Raw genomic sequence first — 22,368 nt, forward strand, 5'->3', positions numbered from 1 at the left:
GTTTTGTAATTAGCTGGTTGTCTTTTTTATTGGATGGCCGAATCTGTTTTTACAGACAGTTCTCCCTTATCCCCTGACAATAGGCGATAAGTGTTGCCATCTGTTTTGACATTTTTACAATTGATAATTTCCAGGTTGGGTTTGTTCGGAAATAAAGGCAGATAGGTGTCGGTCTGTATGATGTCGTTACCCTGAAAATAGAGACCATCTACAGACATAGCTTTCAGGATGGAAGCATCAAAAGTGCGAATTTCATTATTTCTGATGAAAATATTCCTACTGTAAGCTCCTTCAATGTACTTTTTCGATTCATATTGAGGATCAATCTGAAAAACTGACTGCGGGATGCCACTATATACACAATTTTCAATTTTATTGTTTTCTATGATCAGGCTATCACATGGGCCAGACTCATTCCACAATCCCAAATCGCCAGTGATACGAAAGGCAGCCATTTGAGAAGAAATGTAATTATTTCTGACCTCTACTTTTCTTGGTGTAGAAATCAAGAGACCTCTAGCTCTATTGTTTCTAATAATGTTGTTTTCTATTAGCGCAGCCGCGTGCCAGGTAATGTTCTCTATTCCATCATATACGCTTACACTGCCCTTGACAGATTCACTAAAGGTAAGAATCGATATCTTCTCATTTACACGCTTGATGTTTTTGATCACGAGAGGCTCTCTGGTAGGCAACAAGGTTTTCTGATCTATTACCTGAATGCTATCTCCTACTTCGCCAAATAGGTAATCATTCTGATGCGGGTGATACGTCTCTACGGCCACCTGATCATCTGCCAATATTTTGTTGACTCGTACATACGTACCATGAATATTGGTCGCATCGTCTAGCATATTTTCGAACGTACAGTTCTTGATCGTCACGAGTCCTTTGCAGTTGCAAAAATGAGTAGCGTCAGCAGTACTCGTTATATACCTTCCACTTCCTTCTTTCAGCATCACATTGAAACCGTCCAATGTGATGTTTTCAGAACGCTCTGCGATAAGCCCCATGCCTCCGGCATGATGAACGGTTACATTGTTGAGCAACAAATTCTTTGTTTTGAATACTCGGAATGCAGGATTCTGTCGGTTGAATAGATATTCTCCCTTCGATACAAATACAGAACCCACTGGCGGTGTTTCTTTATAGCTGGTTTCTAATCTTACTAGGTTCTCATTTATCTGCGATGCAGGAAAATGGTGAGTGTCAAAACTGCTGTATCGGTTGTGAGCATAAAGTGGTGCCTTCGTAGACGCATCCCATATAATGTTCTGCCCGACCATTTGATCGTATTTCTCTTGCTGGGTAAACTTGTATCCATACTTGCGCTCATATGGAGAATCTTCACGCTCCAGACTCATATATAGATGACCATTGTCTAGTTTATGTGGGGTCACCACATGGATATCAAAAGTTTTGTTTACGGGATCATTGTCTATCACTTCTCCTTGTAGAAAAAATGGCACCTCCCAGTCCAAACTAAAATTTGTTACTTTCAAATTGCTGCTCTCTTCTATAATGAAGGGTAGCATCTTGCCATGAAAAATGAATTCTGATCCTCCTCCGTCGATCTCTAGCCCATCAAAACCTATAAGCGGAAAAGCTGTTCTTTTCAGGCCGTTGTCATTGTTGGTAATAGCACAATAAAAATCTGGAGCGAATGTGGGATAAAAATGATAAGTCCCTTTGGGAAAAGTCAGTTTGCTTATCCCCTGTTCCTTGCATTGCTCAAGGGCTTTTATAACCAGTGGGGTAACATCCTTTGCTTCTAAAATACCCAAATCCTTCATATCCAGATTTCTGGGTATTGGCACATTCGCACATCTAAAAAGCGAAATTGTTACAAGGATGAGTAGAATACTGTTTTTCATATGATTGTGATTATATAGAACCACAAACCTATGATCTCAATTAAATTAAGCTTCATTCTGCTGTAACAGAAGCATGCAAATTTGTAACACGAAGAGAAAAACCGTCTTTTTTCAAGAAAAAAAGCCAATGACAGTCCATGAATTAGAGACTCCATGAGAGATAATAGAGCACTGCTTTGTTTAAAAATTTAAAAGTGAAAATAGAATCACACGCAAGGGATCAAACTTCCATCTACTTTTTTTACATCTATCCCCTTCTCCATTTTCTTTATTATATAGCTTTGATCTTTTCAAAAATCAGGATCATGCCACTCAGTACAAAAAACAAGAAATATATTTATTGGTTTGCCTCATTTACAGCCTTGTTCGTCATCCTACTTTCCGTTTTTTACAATTTGGGAGGATTCAAAGAAATCCGTACGGTGGCAGCCAAGAACATCTCCTACAGCATAGCTGGCAAGCAGGTACACGGCAAACTCACATCCAAAGAAGAGCATTTTTTGTTTGAAGAACTGAAGGGCTATCTCTCGGATGGCTCGCTCAAAGGCACCCTGTCTATCGTCAACTACAAAGACGATACGCTTGGTGAATACGAAAGCAGAAGATTTGTAGGCATACTGCTCACCGACGAAATGTCCATGATCCCTGCTGGACTCACCGTACTAGAACTAGAAGGGCAAACGACCTTTCAGGCGGCACTCACTATGCACCCTATCGTAATGCCCAATACAGAAAAAGTAGAGGCCAAGCTGCAATCGCTCGCCAAGGAAAAGGGCAAAACATTACGCCCATTTACCTTAGAAAAACTCTACCAAGACAATTCGGTCATAGTAGAGGTATTTGCTCAATAAATTAAAAAATTATTCTGTCGTGGCTGACAGTTCTTCTCCATGGATTTGCTTGTCATAGAGCGATTTGTATGTGCCATCTTTGCCAATAAGCTCTTTATGCGACCCCTGCTCCACAATCTGACCGCTATCCAGCACGATAATCTTATCGGCCAACTGCGCGGATGATACACGATGTGAGATAATCACGGTAGTTCGCCCCACCATAATCTTTTTCATGCTGTTAAGAATGCTGTTCTCCGTCTTGGTATCTACAGCCGACAGACAGTCATCCATAATCAAGATTTTGGGTTCTCTTGCAATCGCTCTCGCTATAGATACCCGTTGTTTTTGTCCACCAGACAGCGTAATTCCTCTTTCTCCCAACATCGTCTGAAACCCTTTCGGAAATCGGTCAATATTTTCGGTAAGATCCGCATGGTCTGCAGCAGTTCGGATTTGCGCCTCTGTTAGGGTTTGATTACCAAAAGCGATATTGTCTGCAATACTCTCCGAAAACAAAAATACGTCTTGCGGCACATAGCCGATATTGCCTCGCACAGACGACAATGCGTAGTCTTTGATAGAAATATCATCGATCTTAACAGCACCACCAGTAGCATCATACATACGACAAAGCAAATTGGCAATGGTGCTTTTCCCCGACCCTGTAGTCCCAATGATTGCAATCGATTCGCCTGCCTTCACATCAAAAGACACCTCCTTCAGTGCTTGAATACCAGAATCTGGATAAGTGAAAGTCACGTTTTCGAAAACCACATCTCCAGAAATATCTTTCTCTATATTTTTCTCTGAGATTATATCGTTTTCCGTATGCAAAAATTCATTGATACGCTTTTGAGAAGCAGCGGCGCGCTGGATAATACTGGTGATCCACCCCAGAGCCGTCACAGGCCAGGTCAGCATATTGACATAAATGATAAACTCCGCTATGTTACCCGTGCTCAGTTCGCCTTGCAAAATACCTATCGAACCTACATATACGGTCAGGATCACACTCATCCCAATCAAACTCATAATCAACGGAAAAAACAAAGCCTGCACAAAGGCCAATCGAAGTGACTTGTCTTTATAATCATCGCTCGCAGCAGAAAATTTCTGATTGTAATCCTCCTCTCGTACAAAAGCTTTGATCACCCGAATACCAGAAAACGCCTCTTGTACAAACGTAGATAGACCTGACAAACTCTCTTGGATCTCCTCCGAACGCTTGTTGATGATATTGTTGACATAATAAATACTAAATGACAGGAAGGGCAATGGCAACAAAGAGTACAACGTCAACTCTACATTGATCGACAACATGAAAGGGATCACAATCAAAAACATGGTGAACAAATTGATCCCATACATGATAGCAGGCCCCACATACATCCGAACACGACTTACATCTTCGGAGATTCTATTCATCAAATCTCCTGTATTGTTTTTACGATAAAAACTGAGAGAAAGCGTTTGATAGTGCTCGTATATTTCATTCTTGAGATCGTATTCTATAAGTCGAGACATCACAATGATCGTCTGACGCATAAAGAACATAAATATGCCCTTGAGCATCGCAGATACCAGTATGACCACCCCAAAAATCAAAATACTTGACGCAAAGAGGTCATACGTCTCTTTTTGTAAACCAAACCCCTCAAATCCATTGTATACCTGAAAGCTACCTTGTATCAAGTCGAACGAATGACGCACCACCACCGCAGGAATCACCCCAAACAAATTGGAAATGATGATAAAGACAGTACCGAAAATCAAATGATACTTATACTTAAGTAAATACTTATTCAGATGTGCGAGGTCTTTCATTCAGAATGGCCAGAAATGATGCTTTATAAATTGCAATAATACAAAGTTCAAACGGCAATATTTTTTGAAAGTTCGCATTATCTAACAATAAAAATAGGAGAGATCAGGGCATTTGAAAATTTAATTAATCAATAACTAATGTCATTTATCTGATTAAAAATATTCTACCTTTGCGCTTATTTTCAATACCCGACAACGTTAGCAATCATAAACCCAAAAATATGATAGAAGTGAACGAACCACTGAAAAGAGACGAAGTGTCATTGTTTTCAGGAATAGAAGAAATGAACCACGAGCAGGTAGTTTTTTGTCATGACAAAGCTACAGGACTAAAGGCCATCATAGCCATTCACAACACGGTGCTGGGGCCAGCCATGGGCGGCACCAGAATGTGGCATTATACTTCTGATCAAGAAGCCCTGACAGATGTCTTAAGATTGTCTAGAGGCATGACCTTGAAAAACGCAATCGCTGGTTTGAATATTGGGGGAGGTAAAGCCGTCTTGATCGGCGATGCTCGAAAGTTAAAAAACGAAGCCTTGATGAGACGCTTCGGTAAATTTGTAAACAGCCTTGGTGGTAAATACTGGACCGCCGAAGACGTAAACATGAGTACCAAAGACATGGAGTACGTACGCATGGAAACCCCATACGTGACTGGCTTACCCGATTTTATGGGCGGGTCTGGCGACCCTTCTCCTGTAACTGCCTATGGTGTATACATGGGAATGAAAGCAGCCGCTAAAAAAGCATACGGTTCGGAGAAACTCGAAGGCAAAAAAATATTGGTGCAAGGCACTGGCAATGTGGGCACCTATCTGATAGAAAATCTGATCAAAGAAAATGCTCAGGTGATGATCTCAGATATCTTTGAAGACAAAATTAAAAAAGTAACCGACCGCTTCCCTGTGGAAGTAGTAGCAGCAGATCAGGTCTTTGATTCGGCTTTCGATATCTACGCACCCTGCGCACTTGGCGGCACTTTGAATGACGAAAATATTACCAAGCTCAACTGCGACATTATAGCAGGTGGAGCTAATAACCAATTGCTCGATGAAAATATTCACGGCAAAGCCCTAGTAAATAAAGGCATATTGTACGCCCCAGACTTCCTAATCAATGGCGGTGGCATTACCAATGTGTACTACGAATACGAAGGCAATTACAATAGAGACAGAGTGATGAGCCAGACCGAGCGTATCTTCGACACTACCCTTGAGGTATTTGATAGATGCACACAGACAGGCGTAACACCGCAGGCAGCTGCTATCCAAATTGCTGAAAACAGAATCGCAGCGATTGGAAATAACAAATTGCCACTATAAATTACATGAGTGATCGCATGATCATTCACAAATTTGATTTAATGCTAAATAGACGTTCTTTACGTATTAAAGGTATGCAAGCGATCTTCGCTTATCATACCGCCCGAGAAGCCGAATTCAACATTTGCAAGCAATCGGCCCAAAATCAGTTTCTCCCTGACCTCAACTCCATGGAAGTTCAGGACAAAGAAGGGCTCGCCCAAGATCGGGAGCAAGCTGCGAAGGGCTTTCATGCTTTGATCCACCAAGGTGCTGATGCGCTACCAGAAGACATCAAGCCCGAAATTGTCAAAGTAATAAAAGCCGAGAGACAGAGTTATCTCAATCAAGTCACGGCCAACAAAGTACACTTCAAAAAGCGTATGCTAGAAGGTATTACTTCTATTTTCGATGATTACATCAAATTTTTATTTCTCATTGTAGAAATTCAAGAATTGATCGGTCATGAAAAACGCAAAAAGAATAACTCGCACGACAATTTTGCAAAAAACATAGTCATCAATGGCATCAAAAACGACGAGGCCTTAGAAGATGAGCGCATCAGGAAAAATGTAGCATGGGACACCGATCTCGTCAGAGCTTGGTATCGAGAATACATCAAACCACAAGAATTTTTTATTGAATATGACAATCTAGCCAAGGCCACCATCGAGGATGACCAAGAGCTCGTACAGACGATCTACAAAACGATCATATTCAAAAACGAAAACATCAACGACTATTTCGAAGCACTGGATCTAGGTTGGAGCGAAAACAAACCTATTCTCAAAAGCATGGTTTTGAAAACCATCAAATCCATAGAAAATGAAGAAAGTGAACCATTAATGATGGAACTTTCTAAAAACTGGGATGAGGATTTACTATTTTTGAAAGAGCTATACGATCTAGCCATAGACAAGGAAGAAGAATACGAAAACCTAATCGAAAATAAATCTAAAAACTGGGAAATAGATCGTGTAGCACTGACGGATAGGATCATTTTAGAAATGGCCATCGCAGAAATGATTCATTTCACATCCATTCCCGTCAAAGTGACCATCAATGAGTACATTGAATTATCGAAACTTTATAGTACGCCAAAGAGTAAACAGTTTGTAAATGGCCTCTTGGATGTACTTTCGGTAGAATTACAAAAAGATGGTCAAATCAAGAAAAGTGGACGTGGACTCCTAGACAATAAATAACATGAGTAAAAAATCAAATTCGTTTTTATCATTTTTGACTGGCGCAGCAGCTGGTGCCATCTTGGGTATATTATATGCACCTGACAAAGGTGAAAACACAAGAGACAAACTTTCTTATCAACTTGATAAGTACAGCAAAAAATTAGATGACTTGGTCAAAGAATTTGTGGAAGGCAAAGAACTGAGCGAAAATGAAGCTAAATCAGAAGGTGAAAAAATCGTAAGCGACGCAAAAGAAAAAGCAGAAAAATTGCTAGACGATGTGAACGGACTTATCACCAAAATCAAAAGCGAAGAAGTGTAAACAAGTGACTTCATCATTTGTTAAATAGTTGTTAAGGATAGATACTCTATCAATTGATTGAGCCTCCTTCATTAACTTTACTTCTACTTATTTTAGAAAAATTTCCAATAAAACTTACTAGTTATGAAAAGTATAAAATTAATTCCAGTATTCGTGGCAGTAGTAGCTATGATCGCTACAGGATGTAGCAGTGGAGACGTAGAAAGCAGAATAGCAAGACTTGAAGGCCGTGTAGCCGAGCTCGAAGGCTCTGGTACTGCTGCAGCGAGATCTACTTCTACCCAACCTGCCGCAACAGCAGAGCCTGAAGTAAAGCCAGAAGGACCACTTCCTGCATTTACATTCAACGAAGAATCTCATGATTTCGGAACGATCAATGAAGGAGACGAAGTAGAGCACATTTTCGCATTCACCAATACAGGCGATGCGCCATTGATTATCTCTAGTGCTACTGGATCATGTGGATGTACCGTGCCTGAATGGCCAAAAGAGCCAATCGGCATAGGCGAAAAGGGCGAGATCAAGGTGAAATTCAACAGTAGAAAGAAGCCTGGCATCCAAAACAAAACGGTTACGATCACGTCAAACACCTACCCAAAACAAACAAGAATCAAAATCAAGGCTAACGTGACACCAGCACCTAAGGATGCTAACTCACCGTCTTAAGTCTTACATTCATCTAATTTCAACAATTAACGAAGCATGTTAAACTTCATCATATTACAAGCGGCCGCAGGTGGCGCAGGGTATTCTAATTTCATCATGATTGGCGTCATGGTCGTGATATTCTATTTCTTCTTTATTCGCCCTCAGCAAAAAAAGCAAAAAGATCAGAAAGCTTTTACTGAAAGCGTGACCAAAGGGGACAATGTCGTAACTATCGGCGGCATCCATGGCAAAGTTTTGTCAGTAGAAGACACTACTGTAACTTTAGAAATAGACAAAGGTGCAAAGATGAAGATTGAAAAATCTTCTATCTCGATGGAGTCTACTAAGAAAGTAGCGAGCTAATTGTTTTTTATGAATAAATAATTGAATGGGAATATTTAGGTTCTTATTACCTGGATTAAAAGATAACTGGAAGGTAGTTGTGCTCTCAATATTAGGAGCAACTACCTTTTGGTTTTTTAATGCCATGAACAAGTCATACGACACTCGGGTGGACTACCCTCTATCCTATACCTTCGATAGAGACAGTGTCGTCGTGATAGATCCACTTGCTCCCCAAATCAAAATAGATGTGACCAGTGGTGGATGGAACCTCATCAGAAAAACGCTACGAATCAACGCAACCCCCATCAACATCCCTCTTGACAACCCAACCGAAATAAAGTTTTTAACTCGATCTAGCCTCATCCCGATGATCTCCGATCAACTCGATGGGCTTCGTCTGATTTATGTAGTCACAGACACGCTATTTTTCAATATTGAGCAACGGATAACAAAAAAACTACCCGTATACATAGACAGTGTTGCGATCCCCTTATCTCAGTCTTATCGTATGGTTAGCCCAATCTCATGCAACGTAGACAGCGCCATCGTCTCAGGGCCAAAATCTACCATGGAGCAAATGCCTGCTTACGTGCAACTTGATTTTAGTAACAAAAGCATTGACAGTAATTTTGATGACGAACTGGGCTTCTTTGTGAGCGACCACGTAACAGTAGAACCAAATGAAGCCGCTGTAAAATTTAAAGTAGGCAAATACCTAACCCGTGAAATTAGCATTCCAATAGAGCCACTAGACTTTCCTATAGACTCTTCTGCCTATTTGTCTAACCATGAAATTGTGCTCTATTATACCATCAAGGAAGAAGATGAAGACGAAGTGACGGCTACAGATTTTAGCATTACGGCAGATTATTCTATGCGAAACATGAAAGACTCTACGGTGATCCCAATCCTCATGTATGCGCACGAAAAAGCCCTAGACATTGTATTGGCTTCGGATCGCATCAAACTAGTTTACGCTGATCCAAAATGAAAACGGTAGGCATTACTGGCGGAATAGGCTCTGGCAAGTCTACAGTTTGTAAAATATTTGAGGTTTTAAACATCCCTGTATACGCCGCTGATGACCGAGCCAAATTTCTCATGCAGTATGATCCCTCATTGATCAAACAAATCACAAATACCTTTGGAGAAGCTTCCTACTCAAATGGCACACTCAATAGAAGTCATTTAGCCAATGTAATTTTTAGCAACCCTAAGGAAACCGAAAAAATAAATGCTTTAGTGCATCCTGTAGTAGCTCAAGATTTTGGTTCATGGCGAGCACAGCAACATAGCCCATATGTACTCAAAGAAGCCGCACTACTGATCGAATCTGGCTCCTACCAAAGTCTAGACTTCCTTATCAATGTCTACGCACCTATCGATACGAGAATTCACCGAGTGCAGCAAAGAGATCCGCAAAGATCAATAGACGAAATAAAAGGCATTATAGACAAACAAACGAGCGAAGAGCGAAGAACCGCTGTAGCAAATGCCATCATCAACAATGACGGCAATCAACTCTTGATCCCGCAAGTATTAGCCATTCACCAACAACTTATCAGTTAGTTTTCAGGCATTTTAAACAAGCTACTCGGCGCCCCCTGTCCAAAGACGATATCATCCACAATCACATGAGTGGCGGATCTATCAATCCTATTTTCAAACTCAAATGGCATCGAAAACGCACCTAATTTTTTGTAATTTTTAAAAATCACCTCCTTTTCCACTTCTTCAACATTATCCTCCTTATATATCCGTACCAGATGTACCATATAGGTCTTTTTATTAAGTAAATAATCTACATAAAAACCTGACGGCCTAGTAACACGAATGACATAATGCGACTTATCCTGTGCATACTCAGAGCCAATCAAAGTTAACTCTTGATCTAAACCTGCATAATTGTATAAAGGCGAACCCAGGCCTACATCCAACAGCAGCAGGGCTTTCTCACGCTCAGTCATCAATTGTGCTACCTGTACACCTGTCCATGGGGCAATCGTCCATGCACGCACACCATCATATGCACTAACATATCGTTGTTCTTTCCATACACCCTCTATGATTATTTTACTTGGTGCCTTTTTCGTAACGGTGTATTCCTTCGTTTTGCTAAAGCCATTCATCTCTCGCATATCCATAGAAATGGTACGCATGGATAAAATCTGCTCCTGGCCTACCGCCTCAAAATGACGTGTCAATATTTTATCTAAATCTTGAGCCACTACCACAGCAGGGAGGTTTAAGACTACTTGAAAAAGTACTTTTATCAACTTAATTCTATTCATTTCGTTCTAAGCGTTTAGCAATAGCAAGTTAGTTGGTAATCCACATTTTTTCATAGAAATTACAAACTCGAGATATCCAAAATTGATCACACTATGAAAAGTCTAATGACTACGCTCCTGATAATAGGAATCCTGTTTCAAAGCCAAGCCCAGCAAGCCACACTTGCCCAAGCACACGAGCTGCTCGCCGATGAGTATCTCGAAGAAGCATTGGATATGTTTAATAGTTTGGAAAAAAACAACAAGCAAAATGCTGAGTTCTATTTTCTTCGAGGCTCTTGTTTGTCCGAATTGGGTGAAAATGAAAAAGCCATCTCGGATTTGAATGTTTCTATTTCGCTCGACGGGAAAAATGCCAATGCCTTCTACCAGCGAGGGTTTGCATACTTCAGTATAGGCGAAAGCCCAAAAGCGCTGAAAGACTTTAATCAAGCGATTGCACTCAGTCCTTCTTTTGGTGAGGCCTATCTCAACCGTGGCACTATACAATATGACTTGGGCAAACCTGAAGCAGCTTGTCAAGATTGGCAAAAAGCCTTAGAAACAGGGATTACCTTAGCGCAATCCCTGCTCGATCAATTGTGTAAAAATTAATTCATCGCATCGTTGATGAGCTCGGCAATGTCTTTCACCTGTACTTCGACCTCCTTTTCTTTGTTTTTCACACCATCAGAAAGCATCGTCATGCAGAAAGGACATCCCGAAGCAATCACCTTAGCCCCTGTATCCAAGGCCTCCTCTGTACGTTCCACATTGATCTCCTTGTCGCCCGATTCGGCGTCCTTAAACATCTGCCCACCACCAGCACCACAGCACAAACCTTTGGTCTTGCAACGTTTCATTTCTACTAAATCTGCATCTAATGCTTTTAGCACATTGCGAGGCGCCTCATAGATGTCGTTGGCTCGGCCGAGATAGCACGAGTCGTGATAAGTGATTTTCTGTCCTTTAAACGAGCCTCCGCTTACTTTCAGCTTACCCTCGTCGAGCAGCTCTTGCAAGAAAGTGGTATGATGAATCACTTCATAATTACCACCAAGGTCTGGATATTCGTTTTTCAATGTATTAAAACAATGTGGGCAAGCGGTTACGATTTTTTTAACTTGATACATATCCAACAATTGGATGTTGGCCATGGCCTGCATCTGAAACAAAAACTCATTGCCCGCTCTACGGGCAGGATCGCCAGTACAACTTTCCTCTGGTCCCAATACAGCAAAATTGACATTGAGCTTGTTGAGTATGGTCGTAAAAGCCACGGTTACCCTTTTGTATCTATCGTCGAATGATCCTGCACAACCTACCCAAAATAAGATTTCGGGAGTTTCGCCTTTGGCTTGTAGCTCTGCTACGGTGGGTGCTTTTATAGTCTCGCTCATCTGCTTAGTTTTTGTCGTTTAAATCTTGTGCCCAGTTGAATCTATCGGTAGGAGAAAATTTCCAAGGGGCAAAATTGGTTTCTATATTCGAAAACATGGAATTCCAAGAAGCAGGCGAACCCGATTCTTCCATGGCCACATATCGCTTCATCTCTAGTATAATTGATAAAGGATCAATATTGATCGGGCAAGCCTCCGTACAAGCATTACAACTCGTACAAGCATTAATTTCTTCTTTGGTAATAAAATCACCCAAGAGAGACTTGCCTTCTCCCTGTCCCGCACCTATTTCTTCAATACGATCACGCGTATCCATCATGATCTTTCTAGGTGATAGGAGTTTTCCTGTTTGATTGGCGGGACACTCAGTGGTACATCTCCCACACTCGGTACAGGAGTAAGCTTCCATTAGACTTTTCCAACTCAGATCAGAGGCATCCTTGGCTCCAAAAGTACCTACCTCAGTAGGAGGCTCACTCCCTCCTTCTACTGGCATACCGAGCATAGATTTCACTTCTTTAGTCACAGCATCCATGTTCTGTATTTTTCCCTTAGGCGCTAGATTGGAGTAATAGGTATTGGGAAATGCCAAAAAGATATGCAAGTGCTTGGAATAAGTGACATACACAGCAAAAGTAAAAATGCCAATGATGTGAAACCACCACGCTGCCCGCTCAGTAAAAATCAAGAATCCATCTGAGAAGTGCTCAAATATAGGGATCATCAAACTTGAAATCATGAGGTGACCAGTATCTACATAACCTGCCACTCCACGACTCTGCAGCACCTGATCCGCAGCATTCATTTTAAGAATAGCCATCATCAGCACGCATTCTATGATTAGGATCAAGTTGCCATCCATTGCGGGCCAACCCTTCATTTCTGGCTTGGTAAACCGTGACACTTTGATCACATTCCTTCTGATTAAAAAGGCGATGCATGAAATCAACACTCCCAACGCTAGGCATTCGAAGATATTCATCGCCACGTTGTAGAATGCCCCTAGATAGGGTGCGAAAATCCTGTGTGTGCCAAATAAACCATCGATGAGAAACTCCAGCACTTCCAAATTGATTACCAAAAAACCAACATAGATCAGCAAATGCAAAAAGGCTGGAATAGGCTTTTTAAACATCTTCTTCTGACCAAAAGCAATAAGCATCATGGCTTTCCATCGATCTCCTGATCGATCGCTGCGATCGAGATCTTTGCCAAGTAAAATATTACGCCTGATCTGTTTAATTCTACGTATCAAAAAGTAGATCGGAACGGCCACTACAGCCACAAAAACTAACTGTATCATCCAAGTCATAGGTTTGTTATTTTTTTATTTTAAATATCTTCTCAAATGTTTGTAGCATTAACAATTATTTTTACTTTTGTGCCTCGTTAACGCGGTGATGTAGCTCAGTTGGTAGAGCATCGGACTGAAAATCCGTGAGTCGGTGGTTCGAGCCCACTCATCACCACCAAGTAACGAAAGGGTTTCTGAATCAGGAACCCTTTTTTTATGGTCTTGTCCGAAGACATCATTCCTATTTCCACAACTGATCTCAATGTGCCTTAACCCTATTTCAAATATTTTTATCCCAATACGTACTAAGGCATTGGTTCTCGGGTAAGTCAATATTGCGTAAGCTATCATTCCTCTAATGTAATGAAGAATTCACTAAATATAGTATGCATGCATAACAAATTAATCAGGTGAGATCTCTATTTAGAGTGATTGTAAACTAACTCCATTATCTAATGAAAGGCAAAACCAAAACACGCTGCCAAACAAAAAAACCTCGACAGTTTGCCGAGGTTTTCAAAGTCATTTGTTGGAAATGCTAGTTCATAAATTGATCAAAAGTGATCGACAAGTAATATATAGCTCCCATACGCGGTCCGCCATAGTTCAGAACATATCTCTCATTAGTTAAATTCGATCCTCCCAATTTCAGAATTGATTTCAGATTTTTTAGTTTATAACTAACCTGTGCATCCACAGTACCCACAGCGTCAACAGGTCCTTGAGCAAATGAAGACTCCCAATGGAAGGCATCCTGCCATCTATACGTCACGTTAAAACCTAGATCCTTAATAATTTCTCTATTACCAAAGCTTACATTGTACTTGTGCTCTGGAGTATTAAAGTCATTTAAGAAGCCTGCGTCTAAACTAGCGTCATCCAATTTATTCCAGTTGTAGTTTGCACCAAATTTGTAGCCCCCATCAAACAAATAGTCAATGCCCAAAGTCGCTCCTTTAGCCTTCACCGTTTGCGTGTTATTAGTATAGACTTGGAAGGTATTCGTATTGTCTCCTGATAACAAAGAAGCCACGACTGCCTGATCAGTAGCAGTTCCAGTAAATGGACCAGATGCTTTTCTCACTCTAATTTGACTAATAAAATCATCAAACTGATTAAAATAAACAGCCGCATCAAAGAACAATTTGTTATTGATATTGCTTCTATAGCCAAATTCTATTGAACGAATCTGTTCAGGTTTCACTTCTTTATGCTCAGTAAATGGAACAAGCCTTGTTGGAGCCGTTGGGTCTCCTTCTATTACACCTTGAGTCATGCTGTTTACGGATTCTATTGTATAAGCATTTTCCGTGATTTTATACTTCTCGCCATATTGCGCTAATCCTCCAATCAGTTGAGCTGTAATTACATTCAAATCAATATGCTGACCTTGTGTGGTTGGGTTTCTAAAACCTGTTTGATAAGAAGCTCTGAAATTGTGAGTCTGAGCTACTGTGTATACAGCTGAAAGTCTTGGGTTAAGCTGCCCGTCAAAATTTTCGTTCTTGTCAAATCTCAACGAACCTGACAACTTCAAATTATCACTTATCAAACGCTTAGATGCCTGTAGATAGGCTCCATATTCCTTGATAGCAATTCCTCCGTCAGCATCAGCGAAAATAGTACCATTAGACTTCAAATTATATTGTCTAAAACTAGCTCCAGCTTGTAAGTCCATAAAGTCAATTTGATTTTTAAAATCAAACTGTCCTTCTGCATGATAGAAGTTTGACTTGTCATTGAATCTTGCTCCTCCATCTGAAATATTTGCTCCTAATGCCGCTGCTTTTGCTGCATCAAAAGCTGGCGTACCTGGCTCTAGTGCGGTAGCTTGTGCAGCTGCGAATGCCGCATCAGTAATGGCATCCATAGCTGCTTGATTACCAACTATAGCATCTACAATTGCCTGATTATAAGTTGGGTTTCCACCTTGAGCTGCTGCCACTTGGCCTAAAATTCCCGCACCTACTCCAGTTCCATAAATTCCAAACCAGTTACTATAGTTGCCAGTGGCCACACTATTGACGGAATATCCGACTAAATCTGCAATATAAGAGTCACCTGAATTTTCTTGTGTCGTATATCCCTTCACAAAAAAGTTATCTCCCTTCAGCTCTAACTTGTGCTGCATAATAGAAAAATTAGACAAAGAATATCTTTGAGCACCAGTATACACCGTAGTACCATACCCATAATTGAGGGTGTAGCTCAGCTCCATTCGGTCATTTAGACGATAATGTAAGGCCGTATTTATTTTCAAATTTTCAGCACCATAATCTACCAAATACTGCTCTTCAAATCCCTTTCTCCCAACAGTTAGGTTAGGCAAATTTTGTGCATAGGCATCTGTGATAGCAGTAGGGGCTCCAGTAGCTCCAGAAATACCCGCAGAAATAGCAGCTGATACAGACGGGCTTAATGACAATAGAGCAAGGTTAGTAGTACCATCATCTCCATAAGTATGTACTCCATCATAAGCTGGATTGCGAGCATAATTGCCTTGAAAAGCAATATTTTTATCATCATAATTTGTACCGTGCCAATCTTCTGCTCTACTGTAGGCTACATTTACTTTAAAAGCAAATTTGTCATTAAATGCTTTCGCATACCTGATGGCAGCCATATGCATAGGCTGAGGACTACCAGGTTCTCCAATTTCTTCATCACCACCTATATGGTTTACACCAATTTTATACATGGCACTTAGCCCTTGGTACTCAAAAGGATTTTTACTTGTCACTAAGAGGACACCATTGAACGCACTTGGTCCATAAAGCGCAGAAGCGGCTCCTGGTATCAATTCCAATCCCTCAACATCCAACTCAGAAGGACCGTTAAGGTTACCTACAGGGAAATTAAGTGCAGGTGCTTGCGTATCCATCCCATCTGTCATTTGCACAAAACGAGTATTCCCAGTAGAACTAAACCCTCTCGCATTGATAACTTGGAAATTTACACTACTTGACGTTACATCAACTCCCTTTAGATTAGCAATACTCTTGTAATACGAATCAGAAGCTGAATTTTTAACAGCCAAAATATCCATCTTTTCAATTGAAACTGGCGACTGCAGTATACTTTCTTCTACTCTTGATGCAGCAACTACTACTTCTTGCCCCATAATTGCAGATTCTTCCAAAATCACTTCTAATCCTTCAACATTAGCTTCATTAATTTCTATCTCTGAGGAGGTGTAACCTACCATAGAGAAAACTAGGGTCAATGGTGGAGCAGTGCTTACATTCAACTTGTAATTTCCGCCGGTGTCCGAAATAGTACCGACTACCTTGCCCTTGACTAGGATACTTACTCCCAGTAGGGGTTCCTTAGTGTTGCCATCGACAACACTGCCTGATATGCTGGTCTGTGCCTGAACACTGAATGCCATCAGTGCCACAAGTACCAAACTCAGATAAAATCGCTTAGTAAAAAGTTTACTCATATTCATCATTATTAAGTGTTTTGCTGATCATGTATCCCGAACATTTAAAAATCGGGTCACTAATATTAAAGAAAAAAATATAAAATCAGCCTTGATTACACACCTAATAGTGATAATTACAAGAAATTATGCATGCATACTACTTTTCGCTCAAGTATTGCACAAGCTTTTCACAGAGATTTGAGATTTCGGAAGACATAAATTCGTCGCCAGTAGCTGACAAAAGTGTGCTAGCAGAGCTGCCTAATAGATTGATATGAAACTGTTTCATCTCATCTACATTCATGTCTTTTGTCCATAAATCAAGCATCAAAGTATCGCGTTTCTTTTCGTCCCATATCCCAATAGAAATGGCTTTGGTCTTTTGCAGTTCTGCTCCTGCATCTTCGGCAGACCATTGAATATTTTCAGGAATATTTTGCTCGTCGAGGGTCACCTCTATATTGATCTTTGATTTTTTCATTTGAATTGTATTTGACTTTATCTCCGCAAGTGAAGCGCAAAGAGACTATGAATTTATCAATGAATCAACGGATGGGGGATTTAATATTAAAAGAACAAATCTCTTACTTATTGAAAACTATAACCTCATTTCGGGAATATCTCCTTCTACGATCAAAGTGCCCTCGGTAGCTTTTATAATTTCATCCACAGACACTCCTGGTGCTCTTTCAATAAGCCTGAACCCTTCTGCAGTGACGTCGAGCACGGCTAAGTTGGTCACTATCTTTTTTACACACCCCACTCCTGTAAGCGGAAGGGTGCATTTTTTGAGGATTTTAGATTCTCCTGCTTTGTTGGTGTGCATCATTGCCACGATGATATTTTCCGCGGAAGCGACCAAATCCATCGCCCCTCCCATGCCTTTAACCATTCTGCCTGGAATTTTCCAATTGGCAATATCGCCAGTCTCAGATACCTCCATAGCACCGAGCACTGTGAGCTGTACATGCTGCCCCCGAATCATCGCAAAACTGGTAGCCGAATCAAAAATAGAAGCTCCTTTGAGTAGAGTTACGGTTTGTTTACCTGCATTGATCATATCGGCATCTTCCTCTCCCTCATAGGGAAAAGGCCCCATACCCAGAATACCATTCTCAGATTGAAATTCTACTTCTATACCCTCGGGAATATAATTGGCCACTAGCGTGGGAATGCCTATGCCTAAATTCACATACCAACCGTTTTGTAGTTCTTGCGCAATGCGCTTGGCGATTCCTGTTTTGTCTAACATCTCTGTTTAATTTGTGAACATGAACTAATTAGCAAGTTTTCGAACCGTCCGTTGTTCGATCCGTTTTTCGTAATCCTTGCCTTGGAAAATACGCTGCACAAAAATACCTGGCGTATGAATAAAGTTAGGGTCCAGCTCTCCTGGCTCTACCAGTTCATCCACTTCGGCAATGGTGATTTTGCCAGCCATAGCCATTGCTGGATTGAAATTTCTGGCGGTACCCTTATACATCAAATTACCAAATCTATCTCCTTTCCAAGCCTTCACGATGGCAAAATCTGCCGTAAGTGCCGTTTCTAAAATATGTGGCTTGCCATTGAATATACGCACTTCCTTGCCTTCGGCCACTTCGGTACCATAGCCTGCAGGGGTAAAGAAAGCAGGTATACCAGCACCACCTGCCCTGCATCTTTCTGCTAATGAACCCTGTGGGATCAGATCCACATCCAACTCACCACTGAGCATCTGACGTTCGAATTCGTCGTTTTCGCCCACATAGGATGAAATCATTTTTTTGATTTGTTTTTTATAGAGTAGTAACCCCAAGCCAAAATTGTCTACACCAGCATTATTAGAGATACAAGTGAGTTGGGAGGTTCCTTTTTGATGGAGGGCCGAAATGCAGTTTTCTGGAATGCCACACAAGCCAAAACCACCGAGCATGAGAGTCATCCCATCTTCGATCCCTTCAATGGCCTCTTGGGCATCCGCTACAATTTTGTTCATAGCAGTCTTGTTGTTTAATGTATAAATATACCCAACAAACTTAAGGTTTTCGAGGCTTTGGCTCTAATCAATCTTGTGACAAGTAGATCAATATTCTTTCAAAAGGGATAATGCAGTCGTTTTATCCTTTTCGAGCTGAAATTTGAGTTCTTCGAGCGAATCAAATTTTTTCTCATTTCGAAGATGTTGTATAAATTCAACCTGAATGGGTTGATCATAAATTTGCTGATCGAAATCAAAAAGATGGGTTTCTATGACCCGATGAAGTCCTCCGACAGTCGGGCGAACACCCACATTGAGCATTCCTTTGTGCCACCGATCATTCACCATGACACTTACCGCATATGCCCCATCTTTAGGGATCAATTTAAAATCCTCCGCTACTTGAATGTTGGCTGTAGGAAACCCGAGTTCTGTACCTATTTTTTTGCCTTTTACTACAGTCCCGCTAATGCTATATTTCCTACCCAGATACTCTGCCGCCAAATCCACTTCGCCATGAAAAAGTGCCTGACGAATTTTGGTGCTACTCACGCCTACGTCGTCTATGTCTTGGCGTGGAATCTCCTCCACCTCAAAACCAAATCGACCACTGTTTTCTTTTAAATATTCGAAGCTTCCTGTTCGGTTTTTACCAAAACGGTGATCGTATCCTATGATCAATTTTTTAGTTTTCAATTGCTCTACGAGCATTTCTTGAATAAAGGTCTCTGAAGACAGTTGAGAAAATGCTTTGGTAAACTCCACCTTCACCAGGTAATCGATACCTACTTCTTCCAACAGTTTTGCTTTTTCTTCAAAAGTAGTCAAGAGCTTAAGGGTCTTTTCTTCTGGGAATAGCACAAATCTAGGGTGAGGCCAAAAGGTAAGGACTACACTTTTGCCATTGAGTTCTTGAGCCGTTTTAACGATTTTTTTTAAAATCTTTTGATGACCAAAATGTACGCCATCGAAGGTTCCGCTGGTGACAACGGCATTAGATAGATCGGGAATGGCTTGATGTCCTTCGATAATGACCATGGGTAATGCTAAATTTTGCGTAAAGCTAATCTCTTTGCAATCGAGAAATAAAATCATCCAAAACAAATGCGTCCTCCACTTGAAAATCGCCAATAGCCGTTCTACGCAATTCGGACATATAAGCCCCACAACCCAATGCTTCTCCTACATCTCTCACAAGGCTTCGGATGTAGGTGCCTTTTGAGCATTGAATTTTGAAACTGATCTCTGGCAGTTGGCTTGTATCTACCTCAAACAAAGACACTTGAACTGGACGTGGGTTAAGTTTTACTTCTTCTTTTCGTCGAGCGGCCTTATAGACTCTTTCACCATCTACTTTGATGGCACTATAAATGGGAGGCACTTGCATAATGTCTCCTGTCCATTGAGTGGCAGCCTCTTCTACTTGACCTGGCGTGATATGATCGTAAGGTTTTTCACTATCGAATTCGGTTTCTAAATCCACTGAAGGCGTGGTCTTTCCTAACACCATTTTACCCGTATAGGTCTTACCGAGATCTTGATACTCATTGATTTTTTTAGTAGATCTACCTGCGCAAACAATCAATAAGCCAGTAGCCAAAGGGTCTAATGTTCCAGCGTGTCCTACTTTTTTGATTTTTAGCTTTCCTCGAATTTTTTTGACAACATCGAAAGAAGTCCATTCGAGCGGTTTGTCTATCAAAAAGACTTCACCTTTTTCGAAATCCATCTCTGAAATAAGAATAGGACCTACCATAACAGTCCTCCCGCAATAGCCAACAGCCCTGCTACTCCGCAATACATGGCGAAATAGATGAGCTTTCCTTTTTGTACAATAGAGAGCATCCATTGGCATGCCAATAAGCCTGATAAAAATGCTGCTACAAAACCAACCGACAAACTCATCCCCGACACGTTCGCTGCAATGGCTGGGTTTTCTAAAAAATCTTTGGTTTTCAATAGCATGGCTCCCAATATGGGCGGCAATACCATCAGAAATGAGAAACGTGCTGCTTTTTGCTTGTTGACCCCCAGTAGCAACGCCGTAGAAATAGTGGCTCCAGACCTAGAGATACCTGGCATGATGGCAATGGCTTGTGCCAAACCAATAAGGAAGGCATTTTTGAAGGTAATTTCTCCTTCGTTCTTTTTGCTAAAGTAAGTGACCGCCAGTAGGCCGGCTGTCACTAAAAGCATTGTACCTACCAACAAAATATTACCGCCAAAAAGCTGTTCTATCTGATCTTCGAAAAAGACACCAACGATACCTACTGGAATCATCGACAACACAATCATGGCTGCAAATCGAGTGGACTCATTCCATTCAAATTTGAAAAGACCTTTGATAATCTCTAAAATGTCTTCCCTGAAAATAACAACTGTGCTACAAGCCGTAGCGCCATGTAGAATGATCGAAAAAAGCAAATTGTCCTCCGACTGTACACCAAGAAAATAGGTACCTAACTCCAAGTGCCCGCTACTACTCACTGGGAGAAATTCTGTCAACCCCTGAATAATACCAAGGATCAATGCCTCAAGAAAACTCATTTATCCGATTTTGGCTTGTAAAGAATGGCGACAAACTCGATAGCAAACCCAAGTAGTACCACCAAGGGGCCTAAGGTGAGTCCTAGAAAACCAAAGCCATACGGCTCTGTATCAAGCGTCATGATGATAAAGCCTAAGATCAGTACAGCTACTCCAGCAAGCATGATCTGGTAATTTATTTTTTGAAAAGCTAGTTTGTTCTTATCACTCATAATCTAATATAGTTCGTCCAGAGACATTTTCATATACCTCCTGATGGCTGCAAAAGTACTCATAAAACCCACAAATATGCCGACCAAAGCGATACCTCCCCCCAATATTAGGAGTTGATTCACATGAAGCAATTCGAGCAAGCCTTCTACTTCGGTATTTAAATACTTCATCAATGAAGCCAGCAGCCCAATAGCAATCAGCGCTGACAAAAAGCCGAAAAGTGAAGCTCGCATTAAAAAAGGCTTTCGGATAAAATGGGTAGTAGCGCCCACTAGCTGCATGCTGCGAATCAAGAATCGCTGGGAAAAAAGAGCCAGTTTAATGGTATTGTTGATTAAAATAATAACTACAACTAACAAAATCACAGAAAAACCAAGCAGAACCAAACTGACCTTCCGGACATTTTGACGAATACTATTCACGAGGCTTTCGATATAAGTGACTTCGTGTACACCACGAATAAAACCGATTTCTTTTTTTATCTCGACAAGGTTTTGTGCTTCATGAAAGTCTGGATTGATCTTGATAACCACAACATCTCGCAGTGGGTTGTCTCCTAAAAAGGCTACAAAATCCTCCCCTGTCTCCTCATAAAATTCCTTAGCAGCTTCTTCTTTGGTAATATGCGCTATTTGCGCCACGCCCTCTTTTTTGATTACATAATCTTTGGAAGACAGTGTCTTAGTGATTTTTGTAATTTCGTTTTGACTGAGGTTTTTATTGAGAAAGACCTGCATTTCTACATTCTCCTGAATAATGGTTGTCAGATTCTTGGTCATCATGAGCAACAAACCAAACAACCCCATCACAAAAAGTGCGAGCGTGACACTAAACACAACACTCACAAAGGGATAGCTCCCTAACTTTTTCTTTTTTCTGAATTTTTTATCTTTTGCCATAAGCTATGGCCAAAAATAGCCCAA

The 22,368-nt window shown here is 40.9% G+C and carries 23 protein-coding genes and 1 tRNA gene; 10 read left to right on the forward strand and 14 right to left on the reverse strand.

Annotated features, from left to right (window positions below; genetic code table 11):
• Positions 1-26: 26 nt before the first annotated feature.
• Complete coding sequence (locus N7E81_RS03000) at positions 27-1,874, reverse strand: right-handed parallel beta-helix repeat-containing protein (protein WP_263051803.1); 1,848 nt, start codon at positions 1,872-1,874, stop codon at positions 27-29.
• A gap of 305 nt (positions 1,875-2,179) precedes the next feature.
• Between N7E81_RS03000 and N7E81_RS03005 the strand changes: the two genes are divergently transcribed.
• Complete coding sequence (locus N7E81_RS03005) at positions 2,180-2,725, forward strand: hypothetical protein (protein ID WP_263051804.1); 546 nt, start codon at positions 2,180-2,182, stop codon at positions 2,723-2,725.
• Between the two features lie 9 nt (positions 2,726-2,734).
• On the opposite strand, the gene N7E81_RS03010 is transcribed toward N7E81_RS03005, so the two are convergent.
• The gene (locus N7E81_RS03010) at positions 2,735-4,531 is read right to left on the reverse strand and encodes an ABC transporter ATP-binding protein (RefSeq protein WP_263051805.1); all 1,797 of its coding nucleotides are present in this window, start codon (positions 4,529-4,531) and stop codon (positions 2,735-2,737) included.
• A gap of 221 nt (positions 4,532-4,752) precedes the next feature.
• Between N7E81_RS03010 and N7E81_RS03015 the strand changes: the two genes are divergently transcribed.
• The 7 genes from N7E81_RS03015 (at position 4,753) to coaE (ending at position 9,906) form a co-directional block, all read left to right on the forward strand.
• Positions 4,753-5,856, forward strand: coding sequence for a Glu/Leu/Phe/Val dehydrogenase dimerization domain-containing protein (locus N7E81_RS03015; protein WP_263051806.1), 1,104 nt, complete (start codon positions 4,753-4,755; stop codon positions 5,854-5,856).
• Positions 5,857-5,930: 74 nt separating this feature from the next.
• On the forward strand, positions 5,931-7,040 hold the full coding sequence (gene nusB, locus N7E81_RS03020; protein WP_263051807.1) for a transcription antitermination factor NusB: 1,110 nt from the start codon (positions 5,931-5,933) through the stop codon (positions 7,038-7,040).
• 1 nt (position 7,041) lies between these two features.
• The gene (locus N7E81_RS03025; RefSeq protein WP_263051808.1) at positions 7,042-7,344 is read left to right on the forward strand and encodes a YtxH domain-containing protein; all 303 of its coding nucleotides are present in this window, start codon (positions 7,042-7,044) and stop codon (positions 7,342-7,344) included.
• A 123-nt stretch (positions 7,345-7,467) separates the two neighbouring features.
• On the forward strand, positions 7,468-8,010 hold the full coding sequence (locus N7E81_RS03030) for a DUF1573 domain-containing protein (RefSeq protein WP_263051809.1): 543 nt from the start codon (positions 7,468-7,470) through the stop codon (positions 8,008-8,010).
• Between the two features lie 36 nt (positions 8,011-8,046).
• Entirely contained in the window at positions 8,047-8,355 is a 309-nt protein-coding gene (gene yajC, locus N7E81_RS03035) for a preprotein translocase subunit YajC (protein WP_263051810.1), read from the forward strand.
• Positions 8,356-8,479: 124 nt separating this feature from the next.
• The gene (locus N7E81_RS03040) at positions 8,480-9,328 is read left to right on the forward strand and encodes a YbbR-like domain-containing protein (RefSeq protein WP_263051811.1); all 849 of its coding nucleotides are present in this window, start codon (positions 8,480-8,482) and stop codon (positions 9,326-9,328) included.
• Positions 9,325-9,906: a dephospho-CoA kinase gene (coaE, locus tag N7E81_RS03045; RefSeq protein ID WP_263051812.1), complete on the forward strand. Its 582-nt coding sequence runs from the start codon at positions 9,325-9,327 to the stop codon at positions 9,904-9,906. The genes N7E81_RS03040 and coaE overlap by 4 nt, the downstream gene beginning before the upstream one ends.
• On the opposite strand, the gene N7E81_RS03050 is transcribed toward coaE, so the two are convergent.
• Complete coding sequence (locus N7E81_RS03050; RefSeq protein WP_263051813.1) at positions 9,903-10,628, reverse strand: LolA-like protein; 726 nt, start codon at positions 10,626-10,628, stop codon at positions 9,903-9,905. The genes coaE and N7E81_RS03050 overlap by 4 nt on opposite strands.
• Before the next feature lie 93 nt (positions 10,629-10,721).
• On the opposite strand from N7E81_RS03050, the gene N7E81_RS03055 reads away from it, so the two are divergent.
• A complete protein-coding gene (locus tag N7E81_RS03055; protein ID WP_263051814.1) occupies positions 10,722-11,222 on the forward strand; it encodes a tetratricopeptide repeat protein in 501 nt (166 codons plus the stop codon).
• Here N7E81_RS03055 and N7E81_RS03060 read toward each other — a convergent pair.
• Both N7E81_RS03060 and N7E81_RS03065 read right to left on the reverse strand, forming a co-directional pair.
• Positions 11,219-12,007 carry a (Fe-S)-binding protein gene (locus N7E81_RS03060; protein ID WP_263051815.1) on the reverse strand — a complete coding sequence of 263 codons (789 nt, stop codon included), beginning with the start codon at positions 12,005-12,007 and terminating at the stop codon, positions 11,219-11,221. The two genes, N7E81_RS03055 and N7E81_RS03060, sit on opposite strands and share 4 nt — an antisense overlap.
• Positions 12,008-12,011: 4 nt before the next feature.
• Entirely contained in the window at positions 12,012-13,319 is a 1,308-nt protein-coding gene (locus N7E81_RS03065; protein WP_263051816.1) for a (Fe-S)-binding protein, read from the reverse strand.
• An 84-nt stretch (positions 13,320-13,403) separates the two neighbouring features.
• On the opposite strand from N7E81_RS03065, the gene N7E81_RS03070 reads away from it, so the two are divergent.
• Positions 13,404-13,479, forward strand: a tRNA-Phe gene (locus tag N7E81_RS03070).
• Between the two features lie 360 nt (positions 13,480-13,839).
• Here the strand turns inward: N7E81_RS03070 and N7E81_RS03075 are convergent.
• From N7E81_RS03075 to N7E81_RS03115, 9 genes are all read right to left on the reverse strand, one after another.
• Complete coding sequence (locus N7E81_RS03075; RefSeq protein ID WP_263051817.1) at positions 13,840-16,743, reverse strand: TonB-dependent receptor; 2,904 nt, start codon at positions 16,741-16,743, stop codon at positions 13,840-13,842.
• 139 nt (positions 16,744-16,882) lie between these two features.
• The gene (gene gldC / locus N7E81_RS03080) at positions 16,883-17,206 is read right to left on the reverse strand and encodes a gliding motility protein GldC (RefSeq protein WP_263051818.1); all 324 of its coding nucleotides are present in this window, start codon (positions 17,204-17,206) and stop codon (positions 16,883-16,885) included.
• Between the two features lie 117 nt (positions 17,207-17,323).
• Positions 17,324-17,977 (reverse strand): CoA transferase subunit B, encoded by a 654-nt coding sequence (locus N7E81_RS03085; protein ID WP_263051819.1) that lies wholly within the window; start codon positions 17,975-17,977, stop codon positions 17,324-17,326.
• 24 nt (positions 17,978-18,001) lie between these two features.
• Positions 18,002-18,703: a CoA transferase subunit A gene (locus N7E81_RS03090; protein ID WP_263051820.1), complete on the reverse strand. Its 702-nt coding sequence runs from the start codon at positions 18,701-18,703 to the stop codon at positions 18,002-18,004.
• Positions 18,704-18,790: 87 nt separating this feature from the next.
• On the reverse strand, positions 18,791-19,723 hold the full coding sequence (locus N7E81_RS03095; RefSeq protein ID WP_263051821.1) for a bifunctional riboflavin kinase/FAD synthetase: 933 nt from the start codon (positions 19,721-19,723) through the stop codon (positions 18,791-18,793).
• A gap of 25 nt (positions 19,724-19,748) precedes the next feature.
• Positions 19,749-20,414, reverse strand: coding sequence for a tRNA pseudouridine(55) synthase TruB (gene truB, locus N7E81_RS03100; protein ID WP_263051822.1), 666 nt, complete (start codon positions 20,412-20,414; stop codon positions 19,749-19,751).
• A gap of 20 nt (positions 20,415-20,434) precedes the next feature.
• Positions 20,435-21,232: an undecaprenyl-diphosphate phosphatase gene (locus N7E81_RS03105; protein ID WP_263051823.1), complete on the reverse strand. Its 798-nt coding sequence runs from the start codon at positions 21,230-21,232 to the stop codon at positions 20,435-20,437.
• On the reverse strand, positions 21,229-21,444 hold the full coding sequence (locus N7E81_RS03110) for a DUF3098 domain-containing protein (RefSeq protein WP_263051824.1): 216 nt from the start codon (positions 21,442-21,444) through the stop codon (positions 21,229-21,231). Before N7E81_RS03110 ends, N7E81_RS03105 begins: the two co-directional genes overlap by 4 nt.
• Positions 21,445-21,447: 3 nt before the next feature.
• Positions 21,448-22,344, reverse strand: coding sequence for a cell division protein FtsX (locus tag N7E81_RS03115; RefSeq protein WP_263051825.1), 897 nt, complete (start codon positions 22,342-22,344; stop codon positions 21,448-21,450).
• Positions 22,345-22,368 lie beyond the last annotated feature (24 nt).

The sequence above is a fragment of the Reichenbachiella carrageenanivorans genome (assembly GCF_025639805.1).
GTDB classification, from domain to species: domain Bacteria; phylum Bacteroidota; class Bacteroidia; order Cytophagales; family Cyclobacteriaceae; genus Reichenbachiella; species Reichenbachiella carrageenanivorans.